Annotated in this window: 19 protein-coding genes; 7 read left to right on the top strand and 12 right to left on the bottom strand. The window is 72.0% G+C overall.

The genetic code is table 11. From position 1 onward, the window contains the following. Positions 1-36: 36 nt before the first annotated feature. Both ACTWPP_RS26030 and pdxR read right to left on the bottom strand, forming a co-directional pair. Positions 37-267 carry a hypothetical protein gene (locus ACTWPP_RS26030; RefSeq protein ID WP_443106969.1) on the bottom strand — a complete coding sequence of 77 codons (231 nt, stop codon included), beginning with the start codon at positions 265-267 and terminating at the stop codon, positions 37-39. Between the two features lie 29 nt (positions 268-296). Next, positions 297-1,718: a MocR-like pyridoxine biosynthesis transcription factor PdxR gene (gene pdxR, locus ACTWPP_RS26025; RefSeq protein ID WP_443106968.1), complete on the bottom strand. Its 1,422-nt coding sequence runs from the start codon at positions 1,716-1,718 to the stop codon at positions 297-299. 114 nt (positions 1,719-1,832) lie between these two features. Between pdxR and ACTWPP_RS26020 the strand changes: the two genes are divergently transcribed. The 4 genes from ACTWPP_RS26020 (at position 1,833) to ACTWPP_RS26005 (ending at position 7,421) form a co-directional block, all read left to right on the top strand. Next, positions 1,833-2,789 carry a DMT family transporter gene (locus ACTWPP_RS26020; RefSeq protein WP_443106967.1) on the top strand — a complete coding sequence of 319 codons (957 nt, stop codon included), beginning with the start codon at positions 1,833-1,835 and terminating at the stop codon, positions 2,787-2,789. Between the two features lies 1 nt (position 2,790). After that, positions 2,791-4,521, top strand: a complete 1,731-nt coding sequence (locus ACTWPP_RS26015) for a fumarate hydratase (protein WP_443106966.1) — start codon at positions 2,791-2,793, stop codon at positions 4,519-4,521. Positions 4,522-4,670: 149 nt separating this feature from the next. Next, positions 4,671-5,930 carry a serine/threonine-protein kinase gene (locus ACTWPP_RS26010; protein ID WP_443106965.1) on the top strand — a complete coding sequence of 420 codons (1,260 nt, stop codon included), beginning with the start codon at positions 4,671-4,673 and terminating at the stop codon, positions 5,928-5,930. Positions 5,931-6,026: 96 nt separating this feature from the next. Next, positions 6,027-7,421 (top strand): class II fumarate hydratase, encoded by a 1,395-nt coding sequence (locus ACTWPP_RS26005; protein WP_443106964.1) that lies wholly within the window; start codon positions 6,027-6,029, stop codon positions 7,419-7,421. Between the two features lie 93 nt (positions 7,422-7,514). Here the strand turns inward: ACTWPP_RS26005 and ACTWPP_RS26000 are convergent, their stop codons facing one another. From ACTWPP_RS26000 to ACTWPP_RS25980, 5 genes are all read right to left on the bottom strand, one after another. Next, positions 7,515-8,447: a lytic transglycosylase domain-containing protein gene (locus ACTWPP_RS26000; RefSeq protein WP_443106963.1), complete on the bottom strand. Its 933-nt coding sequence runs from the start codon at positions 8,445-8,447 to the stop codon at positions 7,515-7,517. Positions 8,448-9,072: 625 nt separating this feature from the next. Next, complete coding sequence (locus ACTWPP_RS25995) at positions 9,073-10,488, bottom strand: PhoH family protein (RefSeq protein WP_443106962.1); 1,416 nt, start codon at positions 10,486-10,488, stop codon at positions 9,073-9,075. Positions 10,489-10,647: 159 nt separating this feature from the next. Continuing rightward, a complete protein-coding gene (locus ACTWPP_RS25990; RefSeq protein ID WP_443106961.1) occupies positions 10,648-11,535 on the bottom strand; it encodes an isoprenyl transferase in 888 nt (295 codons plus the stop codon). A gap of 59 nt (positions 11,536-11,594) precedes the next feature. Beyond that, complete coding sequence (locus ACTWPP_RS25985; RefSeq protein WP_443106960.1) at positions 11,595-12,203, bottom strand: hypothetical protein; 609 nt, start codon at positions 12,201-12,203, stop codon at positions 11,595-11,597. Positions 12,204-12,338: 135 nt separating this feature from the next. Then, on the bottom strand, positions 12,339-12,860 hold the full coding sequence (locus ACTWPP_RS25980) for a hypothetical protein (protein WP_443106959.1): 522 nt from the start codon (positions 12,858-12,860) through the stop codon (positions 12,339-12,341). A 122-nt stretch (positions 12,861-12,982) separates the two neighbouring features. On the opposite strand from ACTWPP_RS25980, the gene ACTWPP_RS25975 reads away from it, so the two are divergent. Next, the gene (locus ACTWPP_RS25975) at positions 12,983-14,263 is read left to right on the top strand and encodes an MFS transporter (protein WP_443106958.1); all 1,281 of its coding nucleotides are present in this window, start codon (positions 12,983-12,985) and stop codon (positions 14,261-14,263) included. Then, on the top strand, positions 14,244-14,879 hold the full coding sequence (locus ACTWPP_RS25970) for an acyl-CoA-like ligand-binding transcription factor (RefSeq protein ID WP_443106957.1): 636 nt from the start codon (positions 14,244-14,246) through the stop codon (positions 14,877-14,879). Before ACTWPP_RS25975 ends, ACTWPP_RS25970 begins: the two co-directional genes overlap by 20 nt. Position 14,880: 1 nt before the next feature. Here ACTWPP_RS25970 and ACTWPP_RS25965 read toward each other — a convergent pair whose 3' ends face one another. The 4 genes from ACTWPP_RS25965 to ACTWPP_RS25950 form a co-directional block, all read right to left on the bottom strand. Next, entirely contained in the window at positions 14,881-16,056 is a 1,176-nt protein-coding gene (locus ACTWPP_RS25965) for a C40 family peptidase (protein WP_443106956.1), read from the bottom strand. Positions 16,057-16,265: 209 nt separating this feature from the next. After that, the gene (locus tag ACTWPP_RS25960) at positions 16,266-18,251 is read right to left on the bottom strand and encodes a thioredoxin domain-containing protein (RefSeq protein ID WP_443106955.1); all 1,986 of its coding nucleotides are present in this window, start codon (positions 18,249-18,251) and stop codon (positions 16,266-16,268) included. 49 nt (positions 18,252-18,300) lie between these two features. Beyond that, a complete protein-coding gene (locus ACTWPP_RS25955) occupies positions 18,301-19,659 on the bottom strand; it encodes a dihydrolipoyl dehydrogenase family protein (protein ID WP_443106954.1) in 1,359 nt (452 codons plus the stop codon). After that, positions 19,649-20,620 carry a ribonuclease Z gene (locus ACTWPP_RS25950; protein WP_443106953.1) on the bottom strand — a complete coding sequence of 324 codons (972 nt, stop codon included), beginning with the start codon at positions 20,618-20,620 and terminating at the stop codon, positions 19,649-19,651. Before ACTWPP_RS25950 ends, ACTWPP_RS25955 begins: the two co-directional genes overlap by 11 nt. A gap of 84 nt (positions 20,621-20,704) precedes the next feature. Here ACTWPP_RS25950 and ACTWPP_RS25945 point away from each other — a divergent pair, with 84 nt between their 5' ends. After that, positions 20,705-21,184 (top strand): pyridoxamine 5'-phosphate oxidase family protein, encoded by a 480-nt coding sequence (locus ACTWPP_RS25945; protein WP_443106952.1) that lies wholly within the window; start codon positions 20,705-20,707, stop codon positions 21,182-21,184. Positions 21,185-21,248: 64 nt separating this feature from the next. Here ACTWPP_RS25945 and ACTWPP_RS25940 read toward each other — a convergent pair whose 3' ends face one another. Then, positions 21,249-21,854 carry a tetratricopeptide repeat protein gene (locus ACTWPP_RS25940; protein WP_443106951.1) on the bottom strand — a complete coding sequence of 202 codons (606 nt, stop codon included), beginning with the start codon at positions 21,852-21,854 and terminating at the stop codon, positions 21,249-21,251. Between the last annotated feature and the right edge of the window lie 36 nt (positions 21,855-21,890).

The raw sequence follows: 21,890 nt of genomic DNA, 5'->3' as shown, positions 1-21,890 counted from the left end.
TCACGCCGGAGCGCGAGCCAGGGGCCCCAGAGCAGGTCAGGCGTCCTCCATGGCGATGATGGCCCTCTCACCCTCGGCCTGGGCCTCTTCCGGCGTCAGATCCTGCAGGGCGCGGCTGAGCGCCACTTCGGCGGCGTCGGCCGCGGCCCGGAGGGTCACGGCGTGCTCCTGTGCCCTTTCGAGGTCGCCAAGGCCGACACAGTCGAAGGCCACCTGCGCATCATGGCCCGCCATCTTCAGCTGCCGCGCGGCCTCTTCAAGACTCATGCATACCTCCTACACCGGGGATGCTTGTCCTACCCCTCGGCACCCTGAGTAACCGCCCGACCAAGGAGTTCCGCCGCCTCGACCAGGCGTGTTTCGGTGAGCCCGGCGTAGCCGAGGACGAGTGCCGGCGGGGCGTGGCCCGCGCGTGCCGGGGACCACAGGGGCCGGGCGCCCGCGACCGACACCCCGGCGCGGCCGGCGCGGGCCGCGACATCGTCCTCGTCGCATCCTGCGGGAAGCTCCACGTAGAGGTGGATGCCCGCTGACACGCCGTGAACCGTGGCACCCGGCAGATGGACGTTCAGCGCCTCAGCGAGGGCGTCCCGCCGGGACCGGTAGCGCCGCCGCATCGTGCGCAGGTGCCGGTCGTATCCGCCGCCCCTGAGGAACTCGGCGAGGGCGTACTGCTCCAGGACCGGCCCCCCGAGGTCGGTGTTCCCACGGTGCTCGCGCAGCCGCACGGCCATGGCCGGCGGCGCGACGGCCCAGCCGAGGCGCAGCGCGGGGGCGAGGGACTTGCTGACCGAGCCGAGCAGGACGACGCGGTCCGGCTCGACTCCCTGGAGGCAGCCGACGGGCTCGCGGTCGTAGCGGAACTCGGCGTCGTAGTCGTCCTCCAGGATCAGGCCGTCCACGCCCCGCGCCCAGGCGATCAGCTCGGCGCGGCGGGCCGGGGACAGGACGACGCCGGTCGGGTACTGGTGCGCGGGCGTGACGAGGACGGCCCGTGCCCCGGTGCCGGCGAGCGCGTCGACGTCCACGCCCTCGCCGTCCACGGGGACGCGGACGACCCGGAAGCCGGACGCCTCCAGCATCGGCACCTGCCGGACGCTGGTCGGGTCCTCGACGGCGAGGACCGTGTGGCCGTCGGCGCGCAGCAGCCGCAGCAGGGCCGACAGCCCGTGCGCCACCCCGTTCATGATCACGACGCGGCCGGGGTCGGTGTGCGCCGCGCGGACGCGGGCGAGGTATCCGGCCAGTTCGGCGCGCAGCGCGGGGACGCCGCCCGGGTCGGGGTAGGTGAGCACGTCGTGCGGGAGTGTGCGCAGGGCGGAGCGGGCGGCGGCGATCCACCGTTCGCGGGGGAAGGCGGACAGGTCGGGCTGGCCCGGCCACAGGTCGTACGGGAGCACGGGCTCCGGCCGGGGCTCGGGGGACGGGGGCGCGGCGCCGCGCGGCAGCGGCGCCGGGCCGTCGTCGGGCCGGGCCAGCGGCGCGATGCGGGTGCCGTCGCCGCGCCGCGCGACAAGGAATCCCTCGGCGGTCAGCTGTTCGTAGGCGGCGACGACGACGCCGCGGGAGACGTCCAGGTCGCGGGCCAGGTCCCGGCTCGACGGCAGCCGCGTTCCCGCGGTCAGCCGGCCGGATCGCACGGCCGAGCGGAAGCCGGCGGCGATCTGGGCCGCCAGCCGTCCGGCGGCCCGGTCGAGGGGGAGATGAAGGTCGGTCACATGACACTCAGCGTCGTGAGGGAGGCCCCGCGTCACGGGAATCTCATTGGTCCAGGTTCACACTGTCTTATTGGCCCTGTTGAGTGGACCAAGCGCGCCATAGCGTCCCATGTCATGAACCTGATCGCCACTCGCTTCTCCGGTGGGCGCGGCTCGGTCGGCGCCGCGTCCGCGATGTTCTCCGTCGGCACGCTGACCGCCGTGTCGGCGACCATCGCCCGGTATCCCGTCTTCGGCGGGCAGGCCGTCCGGTACGGGGTCGCCGCGCTCATCCTGCTGGCCGTCGTCCGGTTCGCCGGCGGGCCCGCGCGGCGGCCGTCGCTCCGCGACTGGGCCCTGCTCGGCGCGCTGGCGGCGACGGGACTGGTCGCGTTCAACGTGTGCATCGTCGCGGCCACCCGGGACACGAGCCCCGCAACGATCGGCACGGTGATCGCGGCGGTCCCGATCGCCCTCGCGCTGGCCGGCCCGCTGCTGGAGGGCCGCCGCCCCGCCCCGCCGATCGTGCTGGCGGCGTGCGTGGTGGCCGCCGGGGCCGCCCTGGCCAACGGCCTCGGGAGCGGCACCCTCCGCGGCCTGCTGCTCTCGCTCGGCGCGCTCGCCGGCGAGGTGTGCTTCTCGCTGCTGGCCGTCCCGCTGCTGCCGCGGCTCGGCCCGCTGCGGGTCTCGGCCTACTCCGCCGCCCTGGCCGCCCCGATGCTGCTGGCCGTCGGCGTCGCCGTGGACGGGACGGCGGTGCTGCGCGCCCCGACGGCCGGTGAGCTGGCCGGCTTCACGTACCTGTCGGTGGGCGTCACCACCGTCGCGTTCCTGCTCTGGTACGACGCGATCGGACGGCTCGGAGCCGACCGGGCGGGGCTGTTCGCGGGGCTGATCCCGGTGAGCGCGGTGATCACGACGGTCGTGCTCGGCATCGACCGGCCCGGCCCGGCGGATCTGGCCGGGGCCGCGCTGGTCGCGGCGGGTGTCGTCGTCGGCCTGCGCACCCGCGTCGCCCCCCGTCGGCCCGCGGCCGGTGAGTGCGTAACCTGTGATCCGGCCCCCATCGGAATCGCGCGAGGATCTGCCTGAGATGCCTGAGTTCTCCTACACCGACCTGCTGCCGCTCGGCCCCGACGAGACCGACTACCGGCTCCTGACCTCGGACGGGGTCTCCACGTTCGAAGCGAACGGGCGGACGTTCCTGCAGGTCGAACCGGAGGCGCTGCGGCTGCTCACCGAGACCGCGATGCGCGACATCGCGCACCTGCTGCGCCCCGCGCACCTGGCGCAGCTCCGCCGGATCCTGGACGACCCGGAGGCGTCCCCCAACGACCGTTTCGTCGCGCTGGACCTGCTGAAGAACGCGGGCATCGCGTCGGGCGGCGTCCTGCCCATGTGCCAGGACACCGGCACCGCGATCGTGATGGGCAAGCGCGGCCAGCACGTCCTGACCGACGGGAACGACGAGGAGCACATCTCCCGCGGCGTGTACGACGCGTACACGAAGCTGAACCTGCGTTACTCGCAGATGGCGCCGGTGACGATGTGGGACGAGAAGAACACCGGCAGCAACCTGCCCGCGCAGATCGAGCTGTACGCGACGCGCGGTGAGGCGTACAAGTTCCTGTTCATGGCCAAGGGCGGCGGCAGCGCGAACAAGTCGTTCCTCTACCAGGAGACCAAGGCCGTCCTGAACCCGAAGCGGATGATGTCCTTCCTGGAGGAGAAGATCCGCTCGCTCGGCACGGCCGCGTGCCCGCCGTACCACCTCGCGATCGTGGTCGGCGGCACGTCCGCCGAGTACGCGCTGAAGACGGCCAAGTACGCCTCCGCCCACTACCTGGACACGATGCCGTCCGGGGGCTCGCCGCTCGGCCACGGCTTCCGCGACCCGGAGCTGGAGCTTCAGGTGTTCGAGCTGACGCAGAAGCTCGGCATCGGCGCGCAGTTCGGCGGCAAGTACTTCTGCCACGACGTGCGGGTCGTCCGGCTGCCGCGGCACGGCGCGTCCTGCCCGGTGGCCATGGCGGTGTCGTGCAGCGCCGACCGGCAGGCCCTCGCCAAGATCACCGCGGAGGGCGTGTTCCTGGAGCGGCTGGAGACCGACCCGGCGCAGTACATGCCCGACACCACCGACGAGCACCTGGACGACCAGATCGTGCAGTCCGGGGCGGGCGGAGGGAGTGCGGTAGGAACCGGGGCGGGTGGAGGGAGTGCGGTAGGAACCGGGGCGGGTGGAGGGAGTGCGGTAGGAATCGACCTCAACCGTCCGATGTCGGAGATCCGCGCCGAGCTGACCAAGTACCCGGTGAAGACGCGGCTGTCGCTGACCGGCCCGCTCGTCGTGGCCCGCGACATCGCGCACGCCAAGATCAAGGAACGGCTGGACGCGGGCGAGCCGATGCCGCGGTACATGCGCGACCACGCCGTCTACTACGCGGGGCCGGCCAAGACGCCGGAGGGCTACGCGTCCGGCTCCTTCGGCCCGACCACGGCCGGGCGGATGGACTCCTACGTCGAGCAGTTCCAGGCCGCCGGCGGCTCGCTGGTCATGCTGGCCAAGGGCAACCGGTCGAAGCAGGTCACCGACGCCTGCAAGGAGCACGGCGGCTTCTACCTCGGCTCGATCGGCGGCCCGGCCGCCCGGCTCGCCCAGGACTGCATCAAGAAGGTCGAGGTCCTGGAGTACGAGGAACTCGGCATGGAGGCCGTCTGGAGAATCGAGGTGGAGGATTTCCCCGCGTTCATAGTGGTGGACGACAAGGGCGAGGACTTCTTCGCCGACACCACCGGACCCGTCCTCACCATCGGCAGGCGCTGACGATCGGCAGCGGCTGACGGCCCGCGGAGGGGCCGTCGGCCGCCCATTCCCTGGGTTTCTGGCCGGTAGGTCACATTATCGGCCCAAAATCCAAGTTGGTAATGAGGTCTCCCCGATGACCGCCTGGCCACTCCGGTATCTTTTCCGCCATGTCACAGTCAGAGCGCCTCGTTCTAGCGACGCGCTACCGGCTGGTCTCGGAAATAGGTCAGGGTGCCAACGGCACGGTCTGGAGAGGGCATGACGAGCTCCTCGATCGCTCCGTGGCGATCAAAGAGCTGCGCCTCCCCGAAGACCTCTCCGAGGACGACCGGGTGGTCTTCTACCGCCGTACCCTCCGAGAGGCGCGCGCGCCCGCTCAGCTGCGCACGCACTCCATCGTCGAGGTGTACGACGTGGTCATCGAACAGGGCCGTCCCTGGATCGTGATGGAGATGATCGAGGCGCCCAGCCTCGAACACCTCCTTGAGCGCTCGGGGCCCCTGCCGCCCGAACGCGTCGCGCACATCGGCCGTGCCCTGCTGGACGCCCTCAACACCGCGCACAAGGCCGGCATAGTGCACCGCGACCTCAAGCCCAGCAACGTGCTGCTGGACGGCGACCGCGTCGTGCTCACCGACTTCGGCCTCGCCTTCTCCTCGGGCTCGGCCAGCCTGACGAAGACGGGCCACTTCATGGGCTCGCCCGCGTACGTGGCGCCCGAGGTCGCCGCCGGGGAGAAGGCCACCCCGCGCTCCGACCTGTGGTCGCTGGGCGCGACGCTGTTCGCCGCGCTGGAGGGCCATCCGCCGTTCGAGCGCGACAACGTGATGGCGACGCTGAGCGCCCTGGCGAACGAGTCGACCCCCGCCCCGCAGAACGCCGGCGCCCTCGCGCCGGTGATCACCGGGCTGCTGGAGAAGAACCCGACCCGCCGCCTCAGCCACGCCCGCGCGGTCGACCGGCTCGAACGCGCCCTGGCCGGTCCCCGGTCGGGACGCCGGCCGGCGACGCCCCGCTACCGGCTGATGGCCGTGATCGCGCTCATCGGCGCGACCGTCGCCTCCTGCGGCATCGGCGCCACCGCGCTCATCGTCGGCATGATGAAGGAGGGCCCCGGTCCCTCCCCCACCGCGACGACGTCCAGCCCCGCGACCGGCAGCGCGCAGGCCCCGCCCGGCGTCAAGACCAGCACGCTCGTCGTCCGGGCGCGCACCGACGCGTGCAAGATCTTCGTGTCGGTGCCGGGCGACGCGATCACCGTGCTCAGCGACGAGACCCTGAGGAAGAACGACGCGCGGCAGTACGACCAGCAGCGCATCAACGCGGTGATCTACGACGCGTCCGCCTGCGACGTGTGGGTGAACGGAGAACAGAAACCCGTCGGCCAGCCCGGAGAACGCAAGAACTACACCCTGAACAAAGAGTGATCCCGGTCCCAGAGGGGTCCGCGCGGGAATGGGGTAGCCACCTGAGAGGCTGCCATGGAAGACGGCGGTGACGGGTTCAGTCGGAGGTGGCGTGCCATGGGCGAGCGGGAGTTCCGGGTCGAGCGTGACTCCATGGGGGAGGTCCGGGTACCGGCGGCGGCGAAATGGCGGGCGCAGACCCAGCGCGCGGTGGAGAACTTCCCGATCTCGGGACGGACACTGGAGGCCGCGCACATCGCCGCGCTCGGCCACGTCAAGGCCGCGGCGGCGACGGTGAACGCCGAACTCGGGGTGCTCGACAAGGACCTCGCGGGCGCGATCACCGACGCGGCCCGGGAGGTCGCGGCCGGCCGGTGGGACGACCAGTTCCCCATCGACGTGTTCCAGACCGGGTCCGGGACATCGTCCAACATGAACGCCAACGAGGTCGTGGCGACGCTGGCGGAGGAGCGGCTCGGCCGGCCGGTGCACCCCAACGACCACGTGAACGCCTCACAGTCGTCCAACGACGTGTTCCCGTCCTCCATCCACATCGCGGCGACCGGGGCCGTCCTGAACGATCTGATCCCCGCGCTGACCCATCTGCGGGACGCGCTGGCGCGCAAGGCGGACGAGTTCCGCACGGTGGTGAAGTCCGGCCGCACCCACCTGATGGACGCGACGCCGGTGACGCTGGGCCAGGAGTTCGGCGGGTACGCGGCGCAGATCGGGCACGGCGTGGAGCGGCTGGAGGCCGTCCTGCCCCGGCTGGCGGAGCTGCCGCTCGGCGGGACCGCGGTCGGCACCGGCATCAACACCCCGGACGGGTTCGGCGGCCGCGTCATCGCGGAGGTCGCGCGGGTCACCGGGCTGCCGCTGACCGAGGCCCGCGACCATTTCGAGGCGCAGGGCGCGCGGGACGGCCTGGTGGAGGCGAGCGGCGCGCTGCGCACCGTCGCGGTGAGCCTCACCAAGATCGCGAATGATCTGCGCTGGATGGGCTCCGGGCCGCGGGCCGGGCTGGCCGAGATCCGGCTGCCGGATCTGCAGCCCGGTTCGTCGATCATGCCGGGGAAGGTGAACCCGGTGCTCCCCGAGGCGGTCACGCAGGTCGCCGCGCAGGTCATCGGCAACGACGGGGCGATCGCGTTCGGCGGCGCGTCCGGCAGCTTCGAGCTGAACGTGATGCTGCCGATGCTGGCCCGCAACGTCCTGGAGTCGGTCACGCTGCTGGCGAACGTGTCGCGGCTGTTCGCCGACCGCTGCGTGGACGGCATCGAGCCGGACGTGGAGCGGATGCGCGAGTACGCCGAGTCGTCACCGTCGATCGTGACGCCGCTGAACCGCTACATCGGCTACGAGGAGGCGGCGAAGGTCGCCAAGCAGGCGCTGAGGGAACGCAGGACGATCCGCGAGGTCGTGCTGGAGCGCGGTTACGTGGACGACGGGAAACTGACCGTCGAGCAGCTGGACGAGGCCCTCGACGTGCTCGGGATGACCGGCTCGTCGTAACGTCCCGCAGGCACCGCAAGTACCGCGGGCACCGCGGGTACCGCACGTACCGCGTCCCAGGGCCTTCATCCGGCGCCTGGGACGCGCCCGGACTCAGTACCAGCCGACGTTCTGGGAGTGCGACCACGCGCCGCACGGGGTCTTGTAGCGGTTCTTGATGTAGCCGAGACCCCACTTGATCTGCGTGGTGGCGTTGTTCTGCCAGTCGGGCCCGGCGCTGGCCATCTTGGAGCCGGGGTTGGCCTGCGGGATGCCGTACGCCGCGGACGAGGGGTTGTCGGCGTGGACGTTCCAGCCGCTCTCCTTGTTCCACAGCTTCACCAGGCAGCCGAACTGGCCGTCCCCGGTGAACCCGAAGCTCGGCATCAGCCTCCGGGCGATCCGCTGCGCCTCACCCGCCGGGACCGGGTCGCCGGCCGGGGCGCCACCGCCGCCGTCGTCGTCCTTCTTCTGCTCCGGCTTCTTGGTCGGGAGCGGCTCGCCCTTCGGGCGCAGGGCCGGCCCCTTGCCGTCGTCCGCGCGCGTCTCCCGGGAGGCGCGTTCGAGGGCCAGCTTGCGCCGCTGCTCCTCCAGGACCTTCGGGTCGACCTTCGGCGCCGGGTCTGCCAGCTGCCTGGTCGGTTTGACGGTGGCCCCGTCGTCGCCGGACCCGCCGGTCAGCGCGAACGCGGCGACGGTGCCGCCGCCGACGGCGACCGCGGCGCCCGCGAGGACTGCGGCGACCCGCATGCCGTTGCGCTTGCCGGTGCCTCCCCGCGAAGCGGCGCCGCGCGGGGCGCGGTGGCCGGACACGATCTCGTCGTGGGAATCGCCGCCCGGGGCGCCGGGGCCGGGCGGCACGGCCGGGGCGGCCTGGAAGCCGAGCGTGTCACCGGCGGGCGCGCCGACGCGGGTGCGGTCGTCGCCGGCGACCCTCACGTCGTCCTCGTGCGGTGCCGAGTGCTGCGACACCACGGGCTGCGACACCACGGGCTGCGACACCACGGGCTGCGGCGCCGTGGGCCGGGGCGCCGCGGACTGCGGCACCGCAGGCTGCGGCACCGCAGGCTGCGGTGCCGTGGGCTGGGGCCCGGTGGCCTCGGGCGGAGGGGCGAACGGGTCGGGCGCCTGGGCCGGGTTCTGGGGGGCGGAGGCCGCGGCGGGCCACGGCTCCCGGGGGGCAAAGCTCTGTCGTTCGTCTCGCCTAGGGGACCCGGGACGGTCTCCGTACAAGGCGGTCCTTCCGACGGTCGCACGCGCATGGACACGCGAACGAACTGCTTCCACCCCCGGTCCGGCCGGCCGCCCGCAGGTGGGGCGGTCTCCGGACCGGCGCCGACACCGTGTCGTCGCGCGTGTTCTCGGGGGACGCGCTCGGGCCCGGCACCGTTCGGGGGTGCTTCCGGGGAGCCACAATGCCCGAGGCCGAGGGATGCTTCGCAACCGAAACGAGACAATTGGTCATGGTGGGACAGTTGTCAACTTGACCAGAACATTGCCGAAACTCCGGCGGACCAGGGGATCTTCGGCGCCGGGCGAGTGACTGTGACCTTCCTCACAAACCTACGGTACGGGGTTTAACGATCACATTCCGTAGAGATTCCAGGAGGGTGTCCCGGCGGCGCGCGAAACCCCGGTGGCGCACCGGCCACCGGGGTCCGCATCGCTCCGGTCAGGCCCCGACGTCGCCGAGCATGTCGGTGACCAGGGCGGCGATCGGCGACCGCTCCGACCGCGTCAGCGTCACGTGCGCGAACAGCGGATGACCCTTGAGCCGCTCCACCACCGCCGCGACGCCGTCGTGCCGGCCGACCCGCAGGTTGTCGCGCTGCGCCACGTCGTGGGTCAGCACGACCCGCGACCCCGTGCCGATCCGCGACAGGACGGTCAGCAGCACGCCGCGCTCCAGCGACTGCGCCTCGTCCACGATCACGAACGCGTCGTGCAGCGAACGGCCGCGGATGTGGGTGAGCGGCAGGACCTCCAACATGTCACGGTCCACAACCTCGTCGATGACCTCCGGGGTGGTCACCGCCGACAGGGTGTCGTAGACGGCCTGGCCCCACGGCGACATCTTCTCGTTCTCCGTGCCCGGCAGGTAGCCGAGCTCCTGCCCGCCGACCGCGTACAGGGGGCGGAACACCACGACCTTGCGGTGCCACCCGCGCTCCATCACGGCCTCCAGGCCCGCGCACAGGGCGAGGGCCGACTTGCCCGTGCCGGCCCGCCCGCCGAGCGAGACGATGCCGACGTCCTCGTCCATCAGCAGGTCGAGCGCGATCCGCTGCTCGGCGGACCGGCCGCGCAGCCCGAACACCTCCCGGTCGCCGCGCACCAGCTTCACGGACTTGTCGGGCTGCGTCCGGCCGAGGGCCGAGCCCTTCTCCGACAGCAGCCGCAGGCCGGTGTGGCACGGCAGGTCCCGCGCCTCCTCCATGTCCGCGCTGCCCGTCTCGAACATCTCCTCGACGAGGCTCGCGGGCACCTCCAGCTCGCGCATCCCGGTCCAGCCGGACTCCACGACGGCGAGCTCCGCCCGGTACTCCTCGGCGGCGAGGCCGACCGCGGACGCCTTCACCCGCATCGGCAGATCCTTGGAGACCAGGACGACGTCGCGGCCCTCGTGGGCCAGCCACGCCGCGGCCGACAGGATCCGGGTGTCGTTGTCGCCGAGCCGGAAACCGTCCGGCAGCACGCTCGGGTCGGAGTGGTTCAGCTCGACGCGGAGCGTGCCGCCCTGGTCGCCGAGCGGCCCCTCGACCGACACGGGCTCGTCCAGCCGGCCGTGCCGCAGGCGCAGGTCGTCCAGCGTGCGCAGGGCCTGCCGGGCGAAGTAGCCGAGTTCGGGGTGGTGCCGCTTGGCCTCGAGTTCGGAGATGACGACGATGGGGAGTACGACCTCGTGCTCGGCGAACCGGGTCATCGCCCCCGGGTCGGCGAGCAGGACGCTGGTGTCGAGGACGTACGTGCGCCGGTCCGGCTCGCTGTGGGGGGACGGCCCCCCACACTCCCCGGAATGATCCCGGACGGGTGCCCCGGAAGTGTTCCCGGGCGTGGTGCCGGGACGGCGCGCGGAGGTTGTGGCCACTCGATCTCCCTGACTATGGGGAACGTACCGGTGGCGCGACGGCCCCGGCCGCACTGCCCCGCGGGGCCCGGGGAGCGGGCCCCCCGGAAGCGGCACGCCCCCACGCGGCCGGTCCCCCCGCTCGGGGAACGGCCGGGAGCGGTGATCGGAGGTTGACCGTCAGGTGCCGAAGCGCCGGTGCCGCGCGGCGTAGGAGCGCATCGCCCGGAGGAAGTCCACCTTGCGGAAGTCCGGCCAGTGGACCTCGCAGAAGTGGAACTCCGAGTGGGCGCTCTGCCAGAGCATGAAGCCGGAGAGACGCTGCTCCCCCGAGGTGCGGATGACCAGGTCCGGATCCGGCTGGCCGCGCGTGTAGAGATGCTCCGCGATGTGCTCCACGTCGAGGGACTCGGCGAGTTCCTCGATGCTGGTGCCACGGCTCGCCTGCTCGATGAGCAGTGAGCGCACCGCATCAGCGATCTCACGCCTACCTCCATACCCAACGGCGACGTTCACAATCAGGCCGGGAGCACCGGATGTGGCCTCACCCGCATCTTTAAGGACGCGGGCGGTCTTATCGGGCAGCAGGTCGAGGGCGCCGACGGGCTTGACGTTCCACCCGTCGGCGGCGAGCTTGCCGACGGTGTTCTCGATGATCTCCAGCAGCGGTTCCAGCTCGACGGCCGGGCGGTTCAGGTTGTCGGTGGACAGCAGCCACAGGGTGACGACCTCGACCCCGGCCTCCGCGCTCCACTGCAGCAGCTCGGAGATCTTGGCGGCGCCGCGCTGGTGCCCGGAGTTGACGTCGGCCAGGCCCATCGCCCTGGCCCAGCGCCGGTTCCCGTCCAGGATCACGCCGACGTGCCGGGGCGTGACGTCGGTCGGCAGCGACGCCTCGACCCGGCGTTCGTACATCCGGTAGACGACGTCGCGGAAGGCCGCGTACGGGCCGCTGCGGCGGACGGCGGTGGTCAGCCGCCCGCCTTCGGAGGGGCGGCGGCGCACGCCGTCCCTCCGCTCACCGCGCGACATCCCGCCGCGCGGCTTTCCCGTACGCCGAACCCCCATGTGGGCTTCCCTTCGAGCGACCGTCTCTGACGGAAAGACGCTCAATTATGGCCCGAGGTTCATAGTTCTCCGTTCCGGAATGCCGGGCCGACGCGTCCGGGGATGCCGGGCCACCGCGCGGGCGGCGCCGGACGGCCGCGCCGGCCCGCTCCCGCCCGTTCCGCCTCGGCGAGCACATCGGCGAGGAAACGGGCCAGGTCGGCGGAGGTGAGCACGGCGCGGACGCCCCGCCCGCTCGCGCCCCACGCCTCCAGGACGGCCCGCCGCGCGACCCGCCATCGTCCCGCGGCCGACTGCTGCCGCCCGACCCACATCGACGACGTGCGGAGCGCGCAGCGCAGTTCGCCGGTGCTGACCACGTCGCCGCGGTCGCGGTACCGGAACGCGAACAGTTCGGGCTCGCGGGCCGGGTCGCCGGGGGACGGGTCGGGGAAGCGGTCGTCGGGATCGGGCCAGCGGGCGGCCTGCGGCGATCCGTCGGCCCTGGCGGCGGCGACCCGGGCGGCGAGGCCGGCCAGGAAGTAGCCGCACCGCTCCCCCACCGCGCCGAACGAGTCGCCGTCGCGGCGCAGCTCCAGCGTGACCTCGAACGGGGTGCCGCCGCGGTCGAGGGAGGCGACCGGCACCACCGCGAGGTCGGAGCCGTCCAGGCAGCGCAGCCCCCTCACCGCCGGACCACCTCCTCGCCGCGTCCCGTCCGCTTACACGGCGGCTTCCAAGGCACGGTAAGCGAGGTCGGTCCCATGATCACACCCAGTGATCACCGAGATCCGGTAATGATCGCGGCCGGGCGGCGCGCCCGGTCAGGCCCGCGGGCCGGCGGCGCGGGCGCGTTCGACGTACTCCAGCGCGGTGCGCAGTTCGGAGAGCCACTCGTCGGTGTTCTTGCCGACGAGCCGCACGCACCAGGCGAGCGCGTCGCTGCGGCTGCGGGCGACGCCGGCCTCGACGAGGGTGTCCAGGACGCGGCGCTCCGACTGCCGCAGCCGCGTCATGACCGGCACCGACAGCGTGGTGAACATCTCCCGTTCGCCGCCGCACTCGACGCCCCAGGAGACCTTGTGGCCGAAGCGGTGCTCGGCCTCGCGGGCGATTCCGATGCGCCGCTCGCGGGTGTCCTCGCGGAAGCGCTGGATGTGCCCGGCGATCACGCCGGCCCGTTCCGCCTCGGACGCCTCGGCCGCGGCGGCGGGTTCGGGCAGGCGGCCGACGACGCTGACCTCCTCGCGGTCGAGGACGACGTCGGGAGGGCCCTCGAACCAGCCCTCGGGCAGCCGCCCGGAGAACCATCCGCGTAGCTGCTCCGCCGCTTCACTCGTATCCATGTAATCAAAATTACAAGCCATACCGGCATCGCGCCAGCCTCCCTCTGGATTGACACTCGCCCTCTTTTGCTACTTACTCTCATTTAAGAGTCTCACTCACTTTGGAAGCGAGCATCATGGCCGTGGGACACACCCGGCGCTGGTTCGGGCTGGGCGCGCTGTCGCTCAGCATGCTGGCGCTCGGGTTCGACATGACGATCCTCAACGTGGCGCTGACCACGCTCTCGGAGGAGCTGCGGGCGAGCACCAGCGCGCTCCAGTGGATCGTGGACTCCTACCTGCTGGTCTTCGGTGCGCTGCTGCTCCCGGCCGGGCTGCTCGGCGACCAGTTCGGCCGCAAACGGCTCCTGCTGGCCGGCCTCGCGATCTTCGGCGCCGCCTCGCTCGCCGGGGCGTTCGCCGGCGGCCCGGGCGGCGTCATGGCGGCCCGCCTGTTCATGGGGCTCGGCGCGGCGATCGTGACACCGCTGTCGATGTCGATGCTCCCCGCGATCTTCCCGCCGGAGGAGCGCACCCGGGCCGTCGCGATCTGGTCGTCCTCCCTGGCGCTCGGGCTGCCGCTCGGCCCGCTGCTCGGCGGCTGGCTGCTGGAGAACTTCTGGTGGGGTTCGATCTTCCTGATCAACGTGCCGGTCGTCATGGTCGGCGGCATCGCGGTGGCGCTGCTGCTGCCCGAGACCAGGGACCCGTCCGCCCCCCGCGTCGACGGGATCGGCGCGCTGCTGTCGATGGGCGGCATCGTCGCCCTCGTGTACGCCGTCATCGAGGCGCCCGTGCGCGGCTGGGGCGACCCGCTCGTGCTCGGCTCGTTCGCGCTCGCGGCCGTCCTGCTGGCGGGTTTCGTGCTCTGGGAGCGGCGGGCCACGGACCCGATGCTGGACACGCGGCTCCTCCGCGACTCACGGCTGGTGTGGGCGATGGCCGCCGCCGTCGTGGCGAACCTGATCATGGCGGGCGCACTGTTCGTCCTGCCGCAGTACCTGGAGGCCGTCCAGGGCAACGGCGTCTTCGACACGGGCCTGCGGTTGACCCCGATGCTGCTCGGCGTCATCGCGGGCGGAATCGTCACCGACCGGGTCGCGTCCCGCGCCGGACACAAGCCGATCCTGGTGGCCGGACTGTTCGTACTGGCGGCGGGCTGCGGCTGGGCCGCGTTCACCGCGACCGGGGACGACTACCCGGCCACGCTGCCGTGGCTGCTCGTCCTCCTGGACGACGGCGGGCTGCTCGCCTCGGCCCGCGACGCCTACGTCCACGGGATGAACACGGTGTTCGCCGCCTGCGCGGTCGCCGCCGTCGCGGCCAGCGTCCTGCTGTGGCTCTTCCAGCCGGGACGCGCGCGCGAAGATGCGGCCCCCGCCGCCGATGCCCGAGAATCGGCACATGAGCGCGTCCAACCCTGAGCATCCGATCGACCGGCTGCAGGACCGGCTCTCCCGGCTCCCGCTGCGCGAGCGCAAGAAGCTGAGGACCCGGAGGGCCGTCCAGGCACACGCCCTCCGGCTCTTCGGCGAGCAGGGCTACGACGCGACGACCGTCGAGCAGATCGCGGCGGCGGCGGAGATCTCGCCGAGCACGTTCTTCCGCTACTTCCCGACCAAGGAAGACGTCGTCATCACCGACGAGTACGACCCGATCATGGCGGAGGTGTTCCGCGACCAGCCGGCGGACCTGCCGCCCCTGGACGCGCTGCGCGCCACGCTCCGCGAGATCCTCCCGCAGATGTTCGACGAGGACCTGGAGGTCATCAGGAGCCGGATGCGGCTGGCCGCCGAGGTCCCCGCCGTACGCGCGCGCATGTTCGAGTCGATGAGCAAGGGCACCCACGCCGTGCTGACGGAACTCATCTCCGAACGCACCGGAAGGCGCCCCGACGACCCCGACGTCGACGCGTTCTCCTGGGCCGTCCTGGGCGTCCTGCAGGGGGCGATCTACCGGTGGCTGGACGCCCCGGACGAGGACCTGGCGGAGGTCGTCGACCACAACCTGGAGTTCCTGAGCCGCGGCTGCCCGCTGTAGCTCACCGGTTCCTGGAGGCCACCAGCTTGGGGCTGACCCGGACGGCTCCGCGCATGTTGCGGGTGTAGACGTCCTGGACCTGCACCACGGTCCCGCGGCGCGGGGCGGCGATCATCTTGCCCTTGCCCAGATAGAGGGCGATGTGCGAGATGTAGCCCGGCGCCGTCGGGTCGTTGGCCCAGATGAGCATGTCGCCCGGCTGGGCCTTCGCGTACGGGATGACCCAACCCGTCCGCGCCTGGTCGGCGGCGACGCGCGGGAGATTGATCCCGGCCTTGGCGAACGCGTACTGCATGAGGCCGGAGCAGTCGTAGCCGCCCTCGGCCTCGGACTCGCCGCCCCACACGTACGGCCAGTCGAGGCGGGTGTAGGCGGCCTTGATCACGGTCCGCACCTGCTGGGCGGTCATGACCTGGCCGTCCGCGGTGGGCACGTCGCCGGCCGCCGGGAAGTCGATCTCCGGGTTGACCGCGACCGCCTTGGCGCCCTTCGGCAGCACCTTGCCGAGCTTCTTGATGAACTTCTTCGGCTCGGCCTTCGGGACGCTGATCAGCATCGCGTTGCCGGTGGGCATGCCGAGCGCCTGCGCGGTGGCGTGCGAGATGACCGCGTCGACGTCGCTGATGCCCATCGTCGCGTACGCGCCGACGCGCAGCTGCGACTGCTCCCGCTTGCCGCCGACGGGCACCTGGCTGCCGAGCTTGACGCCGCCGTCGTGGCCCATCGTGAACGAGATCGCCACGTCGCCGGACGCCACGTTGCGCCACAGCGCGTCCGACTTGGCGGTGGGCTTCGGCGTGTAGTTGCGGAACGTGGACGGGTTGACGCCCATCAGCCCGACCTTCTTGCCGGCGACCATGCCCTGAACGGCGTCCACGACCTCGACGCCTTTCACGCCCTTGGCGCCGCGGACCTTCTGGACCACGTCGGCCGGAAGCGTTGAGGACCCCGCGACGAGCACATGCGGGGTGAGCCGCTTGCCGAGCGGTGCGACCGCGGTGGGCGACACGCTCGTGCTGCCGGACGCCGCCACGTACCGGGCGCGCCGCTCCTGGTCCGGGGGGGTCGCCGGGTCGTCGCCGCCTCGCGCGACCAGGACCGCGACGTTGGCGGCGAGGGTCGTGACGACGGAAATGCCGATGATCGTCGGTAGGACCCGGCGGTTCGGCTTTCCCACTGCCACTCCCTCGACGGTCGCCCTGCCCCGCATTCCGGGCCTGTCTGAGACACGACTATGACTCAGATGGCCGGCCATCGTCCAGATACCCGGCCGATCACCCCGCCACCCCCGTCCGCGTCGCCGCATCGGGTCAGCTCAAGCTCTGCTACTCAGTGGTAACACCAAGGGGCGACGAGATCAAGGTCACAGTGCCATAAAGTGGACCATCAGTCCAATTGCGCACGTAGTTCGCGGGTCAGTTCGGCCGTGGACGTCACGGGCAGCCGGCAGACGAACCCGCGGCACACGTACGCCGCCGGCACCTCGTCCACGAGGCCACGCCCCTCCAGCAGCGGGACGCCCTCCGCGTCCGGCGGGCCGACGCTCACCACCGCGCCCGGCGCGACCGCCATCAGCGCGGTCCGGTGCAGCGCCCGGGTGCGCTCGTCGCCGCGGTCACCGATCACCGCGATCTCCACCGGACCGGTCGCGCGCGCCTCCGCGACGGCCAGCCCCCAGCCCGCGAACCGCGCGTGCTTGTCGGCCAGCGTCCCCGCCGGGCCGAGCGCCGCCTCGGCGGCCTGCCGGTGCCAGTCCGACGCGGTGAGCGCCGCGAACGACAGCAGCGCGCCCGCGGCGGCGAACTGCCCCGAAGGCGTCGCGTTGTCCGTCGGGTCCTGCGGACGCCGGAACAGCCGCTCCGCGTCGTCGGCGGTGTCGTAGAACCCGCCGGACCCGTCCCCGAACCGTTCGAGGACGGTGTTCAGCAGCTCGCCGGCCAGCCGCAGGTGACGCGGGTCCCCCGTGACACCGTGCAGGGCGAGCAGGCCTTCGGCCACATCGGCGTAGTCCTCCAGGACACCGGCGTTCGCGCCCGCCGTCCCGTCCTTGGACGTCCGCGCGAGCCGCCCGTCCCGCACATGCACATCGACCAGCAGCCGCGCCACCTCCTCGGCGGCCCGGACGAGATCCGGCCGGTCGAACAGCGCACCGCACTCGGCCAGCGCGGCGATCGCAAGCCCGTTCCACGCCGCGACGACCTTGTCATCCCGATCCGGAGGAACCCTGTGGGCGCGCGCCGACAACAACGCCGTCCGCACACGCTCGTATCGCTCACCGTCCTCCGGGTCGTGCAGAAGCTGCAGAACGGACGTCCCATGCTCGAACGTCCCCGTCACCTCGAACAGGCTCTCCGCGAAGGCCCCGTCCTCATCACCGAGCACCTCACGCAGCCGCTCCGGCGTCCACACGTAGTACTTGCCCTCGACACCCTCACTGTCGGCGTCCAAGGCGGACGCGAGCCCGCCCTCGTTCGTCCGAAGGTCCCGGAGCATCCAGTCGCACGTCTCCAGCGCCACCCGCCGCGCGAACGGCGACCCGGCCAGCCGCCACCAGTGCGCGTACACCCGGGCCAGCAGCGCATTGTCGTAAAGCATCTTCTCGAAGTGCGGGACGACCCACTGCGCGTCCACCGAATACCGGGAGAACCCACCGCCGAGCTGGTCGTACAGCCCACCCCGGGCCATCGCCTCCAGGGTGTGCCCCGCCATCGCGAGCGACTCCTCGTCACCTGTCCGCGCATGGTGCCGCAGCAGGAACTCCAGCGCCATCGACGGCGGGAACTTCGGCGCGCCCCCGAACCCGCCGCGCGCCGCGTCGTAGGACCCGGCGAGCACCTTCACCGCGTGCGCGAGCACCTGCTCATCGGGCACCTGCGTCCCCGCCAGCCCCGACCCTCGCGAGGTGAGCGCCGCGACGACCTGCTGCCCCTGCCCGACCACGTCGTCACGCTGCTCGGTCCACGCCTTGTGGACGGCCTGCAACAACGCCCGGAACTGCGCCCGCGGAAAGTACGTCCCGCAGTAGAACGGGTGCCCCTCGGGCGTCATGAACACCGTCATCGGCCACCCGCCCTGGCCGGTCATGGCCTGGGTCGCCTCCATGTAGACGGCGTCGATGTCCGGACGTTCCTCGCGATCCACCTTGATGTTCACGAACAGCTCGTTCATGACCCGCGCGATCTCGCCGTCCTCGAACGACTGATGCGCCATCACATGACACCAATGACAAGCCGCATATCCGACAGAAAGGAGGACTGGGACATCTCGCCGTCGTGCCTCGGCGAACGCCTCGTCGCTCCACTCCCACCAGTCCACCGGGTTGCCGGCGTGCTGCAGCAGGTACGGGCTTGTCGCGTCCTTGAGCCGGTTCATGCCACCGATCCTGCCCGATCCGGCCGCCGCCTCACTCCCCCGCCCGGGATCAGTCGGTGAGGTTGGTGAGGGCGGTTTCTATGGCCCGGTGGAAGGTGGGGTAGGCGTACATCATGTCGCGGAGGGCGGAGGTGGGGGCCTCGGTGTGGACGGCGACGGCCAGGGCGCCGAGGATCTCGCCGCCGGCCGGGCCCACCGCGGTGGCGCCGACCAGGGTGCCCCACTCGGTGTTCTCGACGAGCTTGACGAAGCCGTCGTTGCCGACCTTGTGGATCCAGCCGCGCGCCGACTCGGGGAGCTTGGCGATGCCGGTCCGGACGGGAAGGTTCTGGTCGCGGGCTTGCGCCTCGGTCAGGCCGACGGACGCTATCTCGGGGTCGGTGAACGTGACGCGGGGGACGGCGCGGTAGGCGGCGGGTGAACCTTCCTCGCCGAGGATGTCGCGGACGGCGATGGCCGCCTGGTACACGGAGACGTGCGTGAACGCGCCCATGCCGGTGATGTCGCCCACCGCCCACACGCCGTCGGCGGCTCGCATGTGACCGTCCACCGAGATCTGGCGGGCGTTCTCGTCGAGGCCGACGTTCTCCAGGCCGAGGCCACTGAGGTTGGGGCGGCGGCCGGTCGCTATGAGGAGACGCTCGGCGCTGATGGTCTCGTCGCCGAGGTTCATGGTGAACTCGTCGTTCTCGTGGGTGACGGCGGTGACGCTCACGCCGGTCCGGACGCCGATGCCCTCGCGTTCGAAGACGTCGCGGAGCAGGGCACCGGACTCCGGCTCCTCGTTGACGAGGAGGCGGTCGGCGGCCTCGACCACGGTGACGCGGCTGTCGAAGCGGGAGAACACCTGCGCCATCTCGGCGCCGACGACGCCCCCGCCGAGGACGATGAGCGACGTGGGGACCTCCGTGGCCTGGACGGCCTCGCGGTTCGTCCAGTACGGGGTGCCGGCGAGGCCGTCGATGGGCGGTGCCGTGGGGGCGGTACCGGTGTTGAGGACGATGCCGCGGCGGGCGCGGAAGACCCGGTCGTTCACCGTGACCTCGCGGGGACCGGTGATGCGGCCCTCACCCCGGACGAGTTCGGCGCCCTTGCCGGTGAGGCGGTCGGCGGCGACCTTGTCGTCCCACGAGTCGGTCGCCTCGTCGCGGATCCGGGCCGCGACCGGCGTCCAGTCGGGACGGACGGAGGAGTCGCCCGCCATCCCCGGGACGCGGCCGCCCTCGGCGAGCAGCCCGGCGGCGCGGACCATCATCTTGGTGGGCACGCAGGCGTAGTACGGGCACTCGCCGCCGACCAGCCGCGACTCCACGGCGACGACGGACAGGCCCGCCTCGGCCAGCCTCCCCGCCGCGTCCTCTCCCCCCGGACCCATGCCGATCACGACGACATCGACTTCAACTGCCATGTCGTGAGTCCTGCCCACGTTGCCGCGCGGTTAGGCGGCGCGGCGGCATCGGAATGCGGTCAAGGTCGTGGACGAGGGTGATGTCGCCGTTGAAGACGGCGGACGCCTCGTCCACGAACCGGGTTTCGTCCTCGACGCGGTACCGCTCCGAGAAGTGGGTCAGCACCAGATGCCGGACACCGGCCTCCGCGGCCACCGTCGCCGCCTGGACCGAGGTGAGATGGCCGTACTCGGCGGCCAGTGCGGCGTCCTCGTGCAGGAACGTGGATTCGATGACGAGCATGTCCACGCCATCGGCCAGTTCCCGGACGCCGTCGCAGAGCCGGGTGTCCATGACGAACGCGAATTTCTGGCCGGGACGGGGGACGCTGCACTCCTCAAGCGTGACCGTCCGGCCGTCCGGGGCGGTGACCTGGCCGTCCTCTTGGAGCCGCCTGACCAGCGGGCCCCGCACGCCCCGCGCGGCCAGTTCGGCGGGCAGCATCGTCCGGCCGCCGGATTCCTCCAGCCGGTACCCGTACGCCTCGACGGGGTGGGACAGCCGCCGCGCGACAAGGGTGAACGGGGCGTCGGCGGTGTCGAGCGCCATCCGCTCGCCCGAGACGGGCCGTTCGCGGATCACGTCGGTGTCCCGGAAGACGGCCGCGTTCCTCAGCCGCTCCCAGTAGCGTTCGCCGCTCGCCGGGAACGCGGCGTCCACGGGGTGCCCGACGCCGTCGCGGGCGATGCGCTGGACGACGCCGGGCACGCCGAGGCAGTGGTCGCCGTGGAAGTGGGTCACGCAGATCCAGGTCACATCGTTCGCCGAGACCCCGGCGTGCGTCATCTGCCGCTGCGTGCCCTCGCCCGGGTCGAACAGCAGGCCCTGGCCGTCCCAGCGCAGCAGGTACCCGTTGTGGTTGCGCGCCTTGGTGGGCACGGCGCTGGCGGAGCCGAGGACGATCAGATCGCGAACCGACATCCCCCCATGGTGCCGGTACGGGCGGCGGGTAAGCATGCGGTTATCCTGTGCGCGTCGCAGGCGAGCAGCATGAGGGAGGCCCCGTTGGCCGGGAGCAGCAAGCGCGAGAAGATCAAGATGACGCCGGACGAGGTGGCGTCCTACCTCGCCGACAACTTCAAGGTCCAGGTCGCCACGGTCGGCAAGGACGGCGAGCCGCATCTGGTGACGATGTTCTACGCGCTGCTCGACGGCAAGATCGCCTTCACCACGTACAAGTCGTCGCAGAAGGTGCTGAACCTGCGCCGCGACCCCACCATGACGTGCCTGGTCGAGGACGGCGTGGAGTACAACGAGCTGCGCGGGGTCGCCCTCTACGGCCGCGGCCTCGTCATCGAGGACCCCGAGCCCAGGAGCAAGGTCGGCATGGTCGTCGGCTCCCGCATGGCGGGCCTGCCCGTCCCCGAGATGGGCGCCCCGATCGACCCGGTCATCGCCGAGGGCATCGAGCAGGCGCTGGCCAAGCGCGTCCTCATCGTCATGGACCCCGACAAGGTCGTCAGCTGGGACCACGGCAAGGCGTGACCGCCATGCCCCCCACAACGCAGGCCCCCTACACGCAGGCCCCCTACACGCAGGCCCACCCGCGTCAGCGGGCGAGGGCGGCGCGGCGTTCGGCCAAGGGGGCGGCCTCGGGGCTGGGAATGGACTCGTAGAGTTCCACGGCGCGGTCCAGGGCGGCGCCCTCGGCGGCGTGGTCGCCGCGTTGACGGGCCGCGTCGGCGATGTGGACGAACATCCCGGCCTGCTGGTCGACGGCGTTCTCCTTGCGGAGGATCTCCAGGGCCTGGCCGAAGAAGTTGATGGCCGCGACGGGACGGTGCGCCCGCAGGTACGCCTCGCCGAGGCTCGTCAGGGCGCGGGCGCGGTTGGGCTGGTCGGGTTCGGGGAGCGCGGCGAACTCGTCCGGGAGCGGGCCGAGAAGCCCGATCGCGCGGCCGGTGTCGCCCGTCCGGGTCAGTGCGCGGGCGAGGTTGTGGCGGGCCACCAGGACGGCATGGCGGTCGCCGCCCCGTTCGGCGAGGCGCAGGCCCTCCTCCAGGACTTCGGCCGCCTCCGTCCAGCGTTCCCGTTCCAGGAGCGCCAGGCCCTCGGCCTCGATGTCCCCCTCGCCGGCGGCCGCGGCGGCGAGATGGTCGTCGAGGGCGCGGCGGAGCGCGGCGTCCCGGTCGGAGTCCTCGAAGTTCGCACGCACGTCGAGGGTCCTCCCCGGACGCGGCCGGATCCAACC

This window comes from Actinomadura sp. 3N407 (assembly GCF_052245875.1).
In the GTDB taxonomy this organism is placed as follows: Bacteria; Actinomycetota; Actinomycetes; order Streptosporangiales; family Streptosporangiaceae; genus Spirillospora.
The sequence above is the reverse complement of the archived record's forward strand: the minus strand, read 5'-3'. Positions and strand labels throughout refer to the sequence as shown.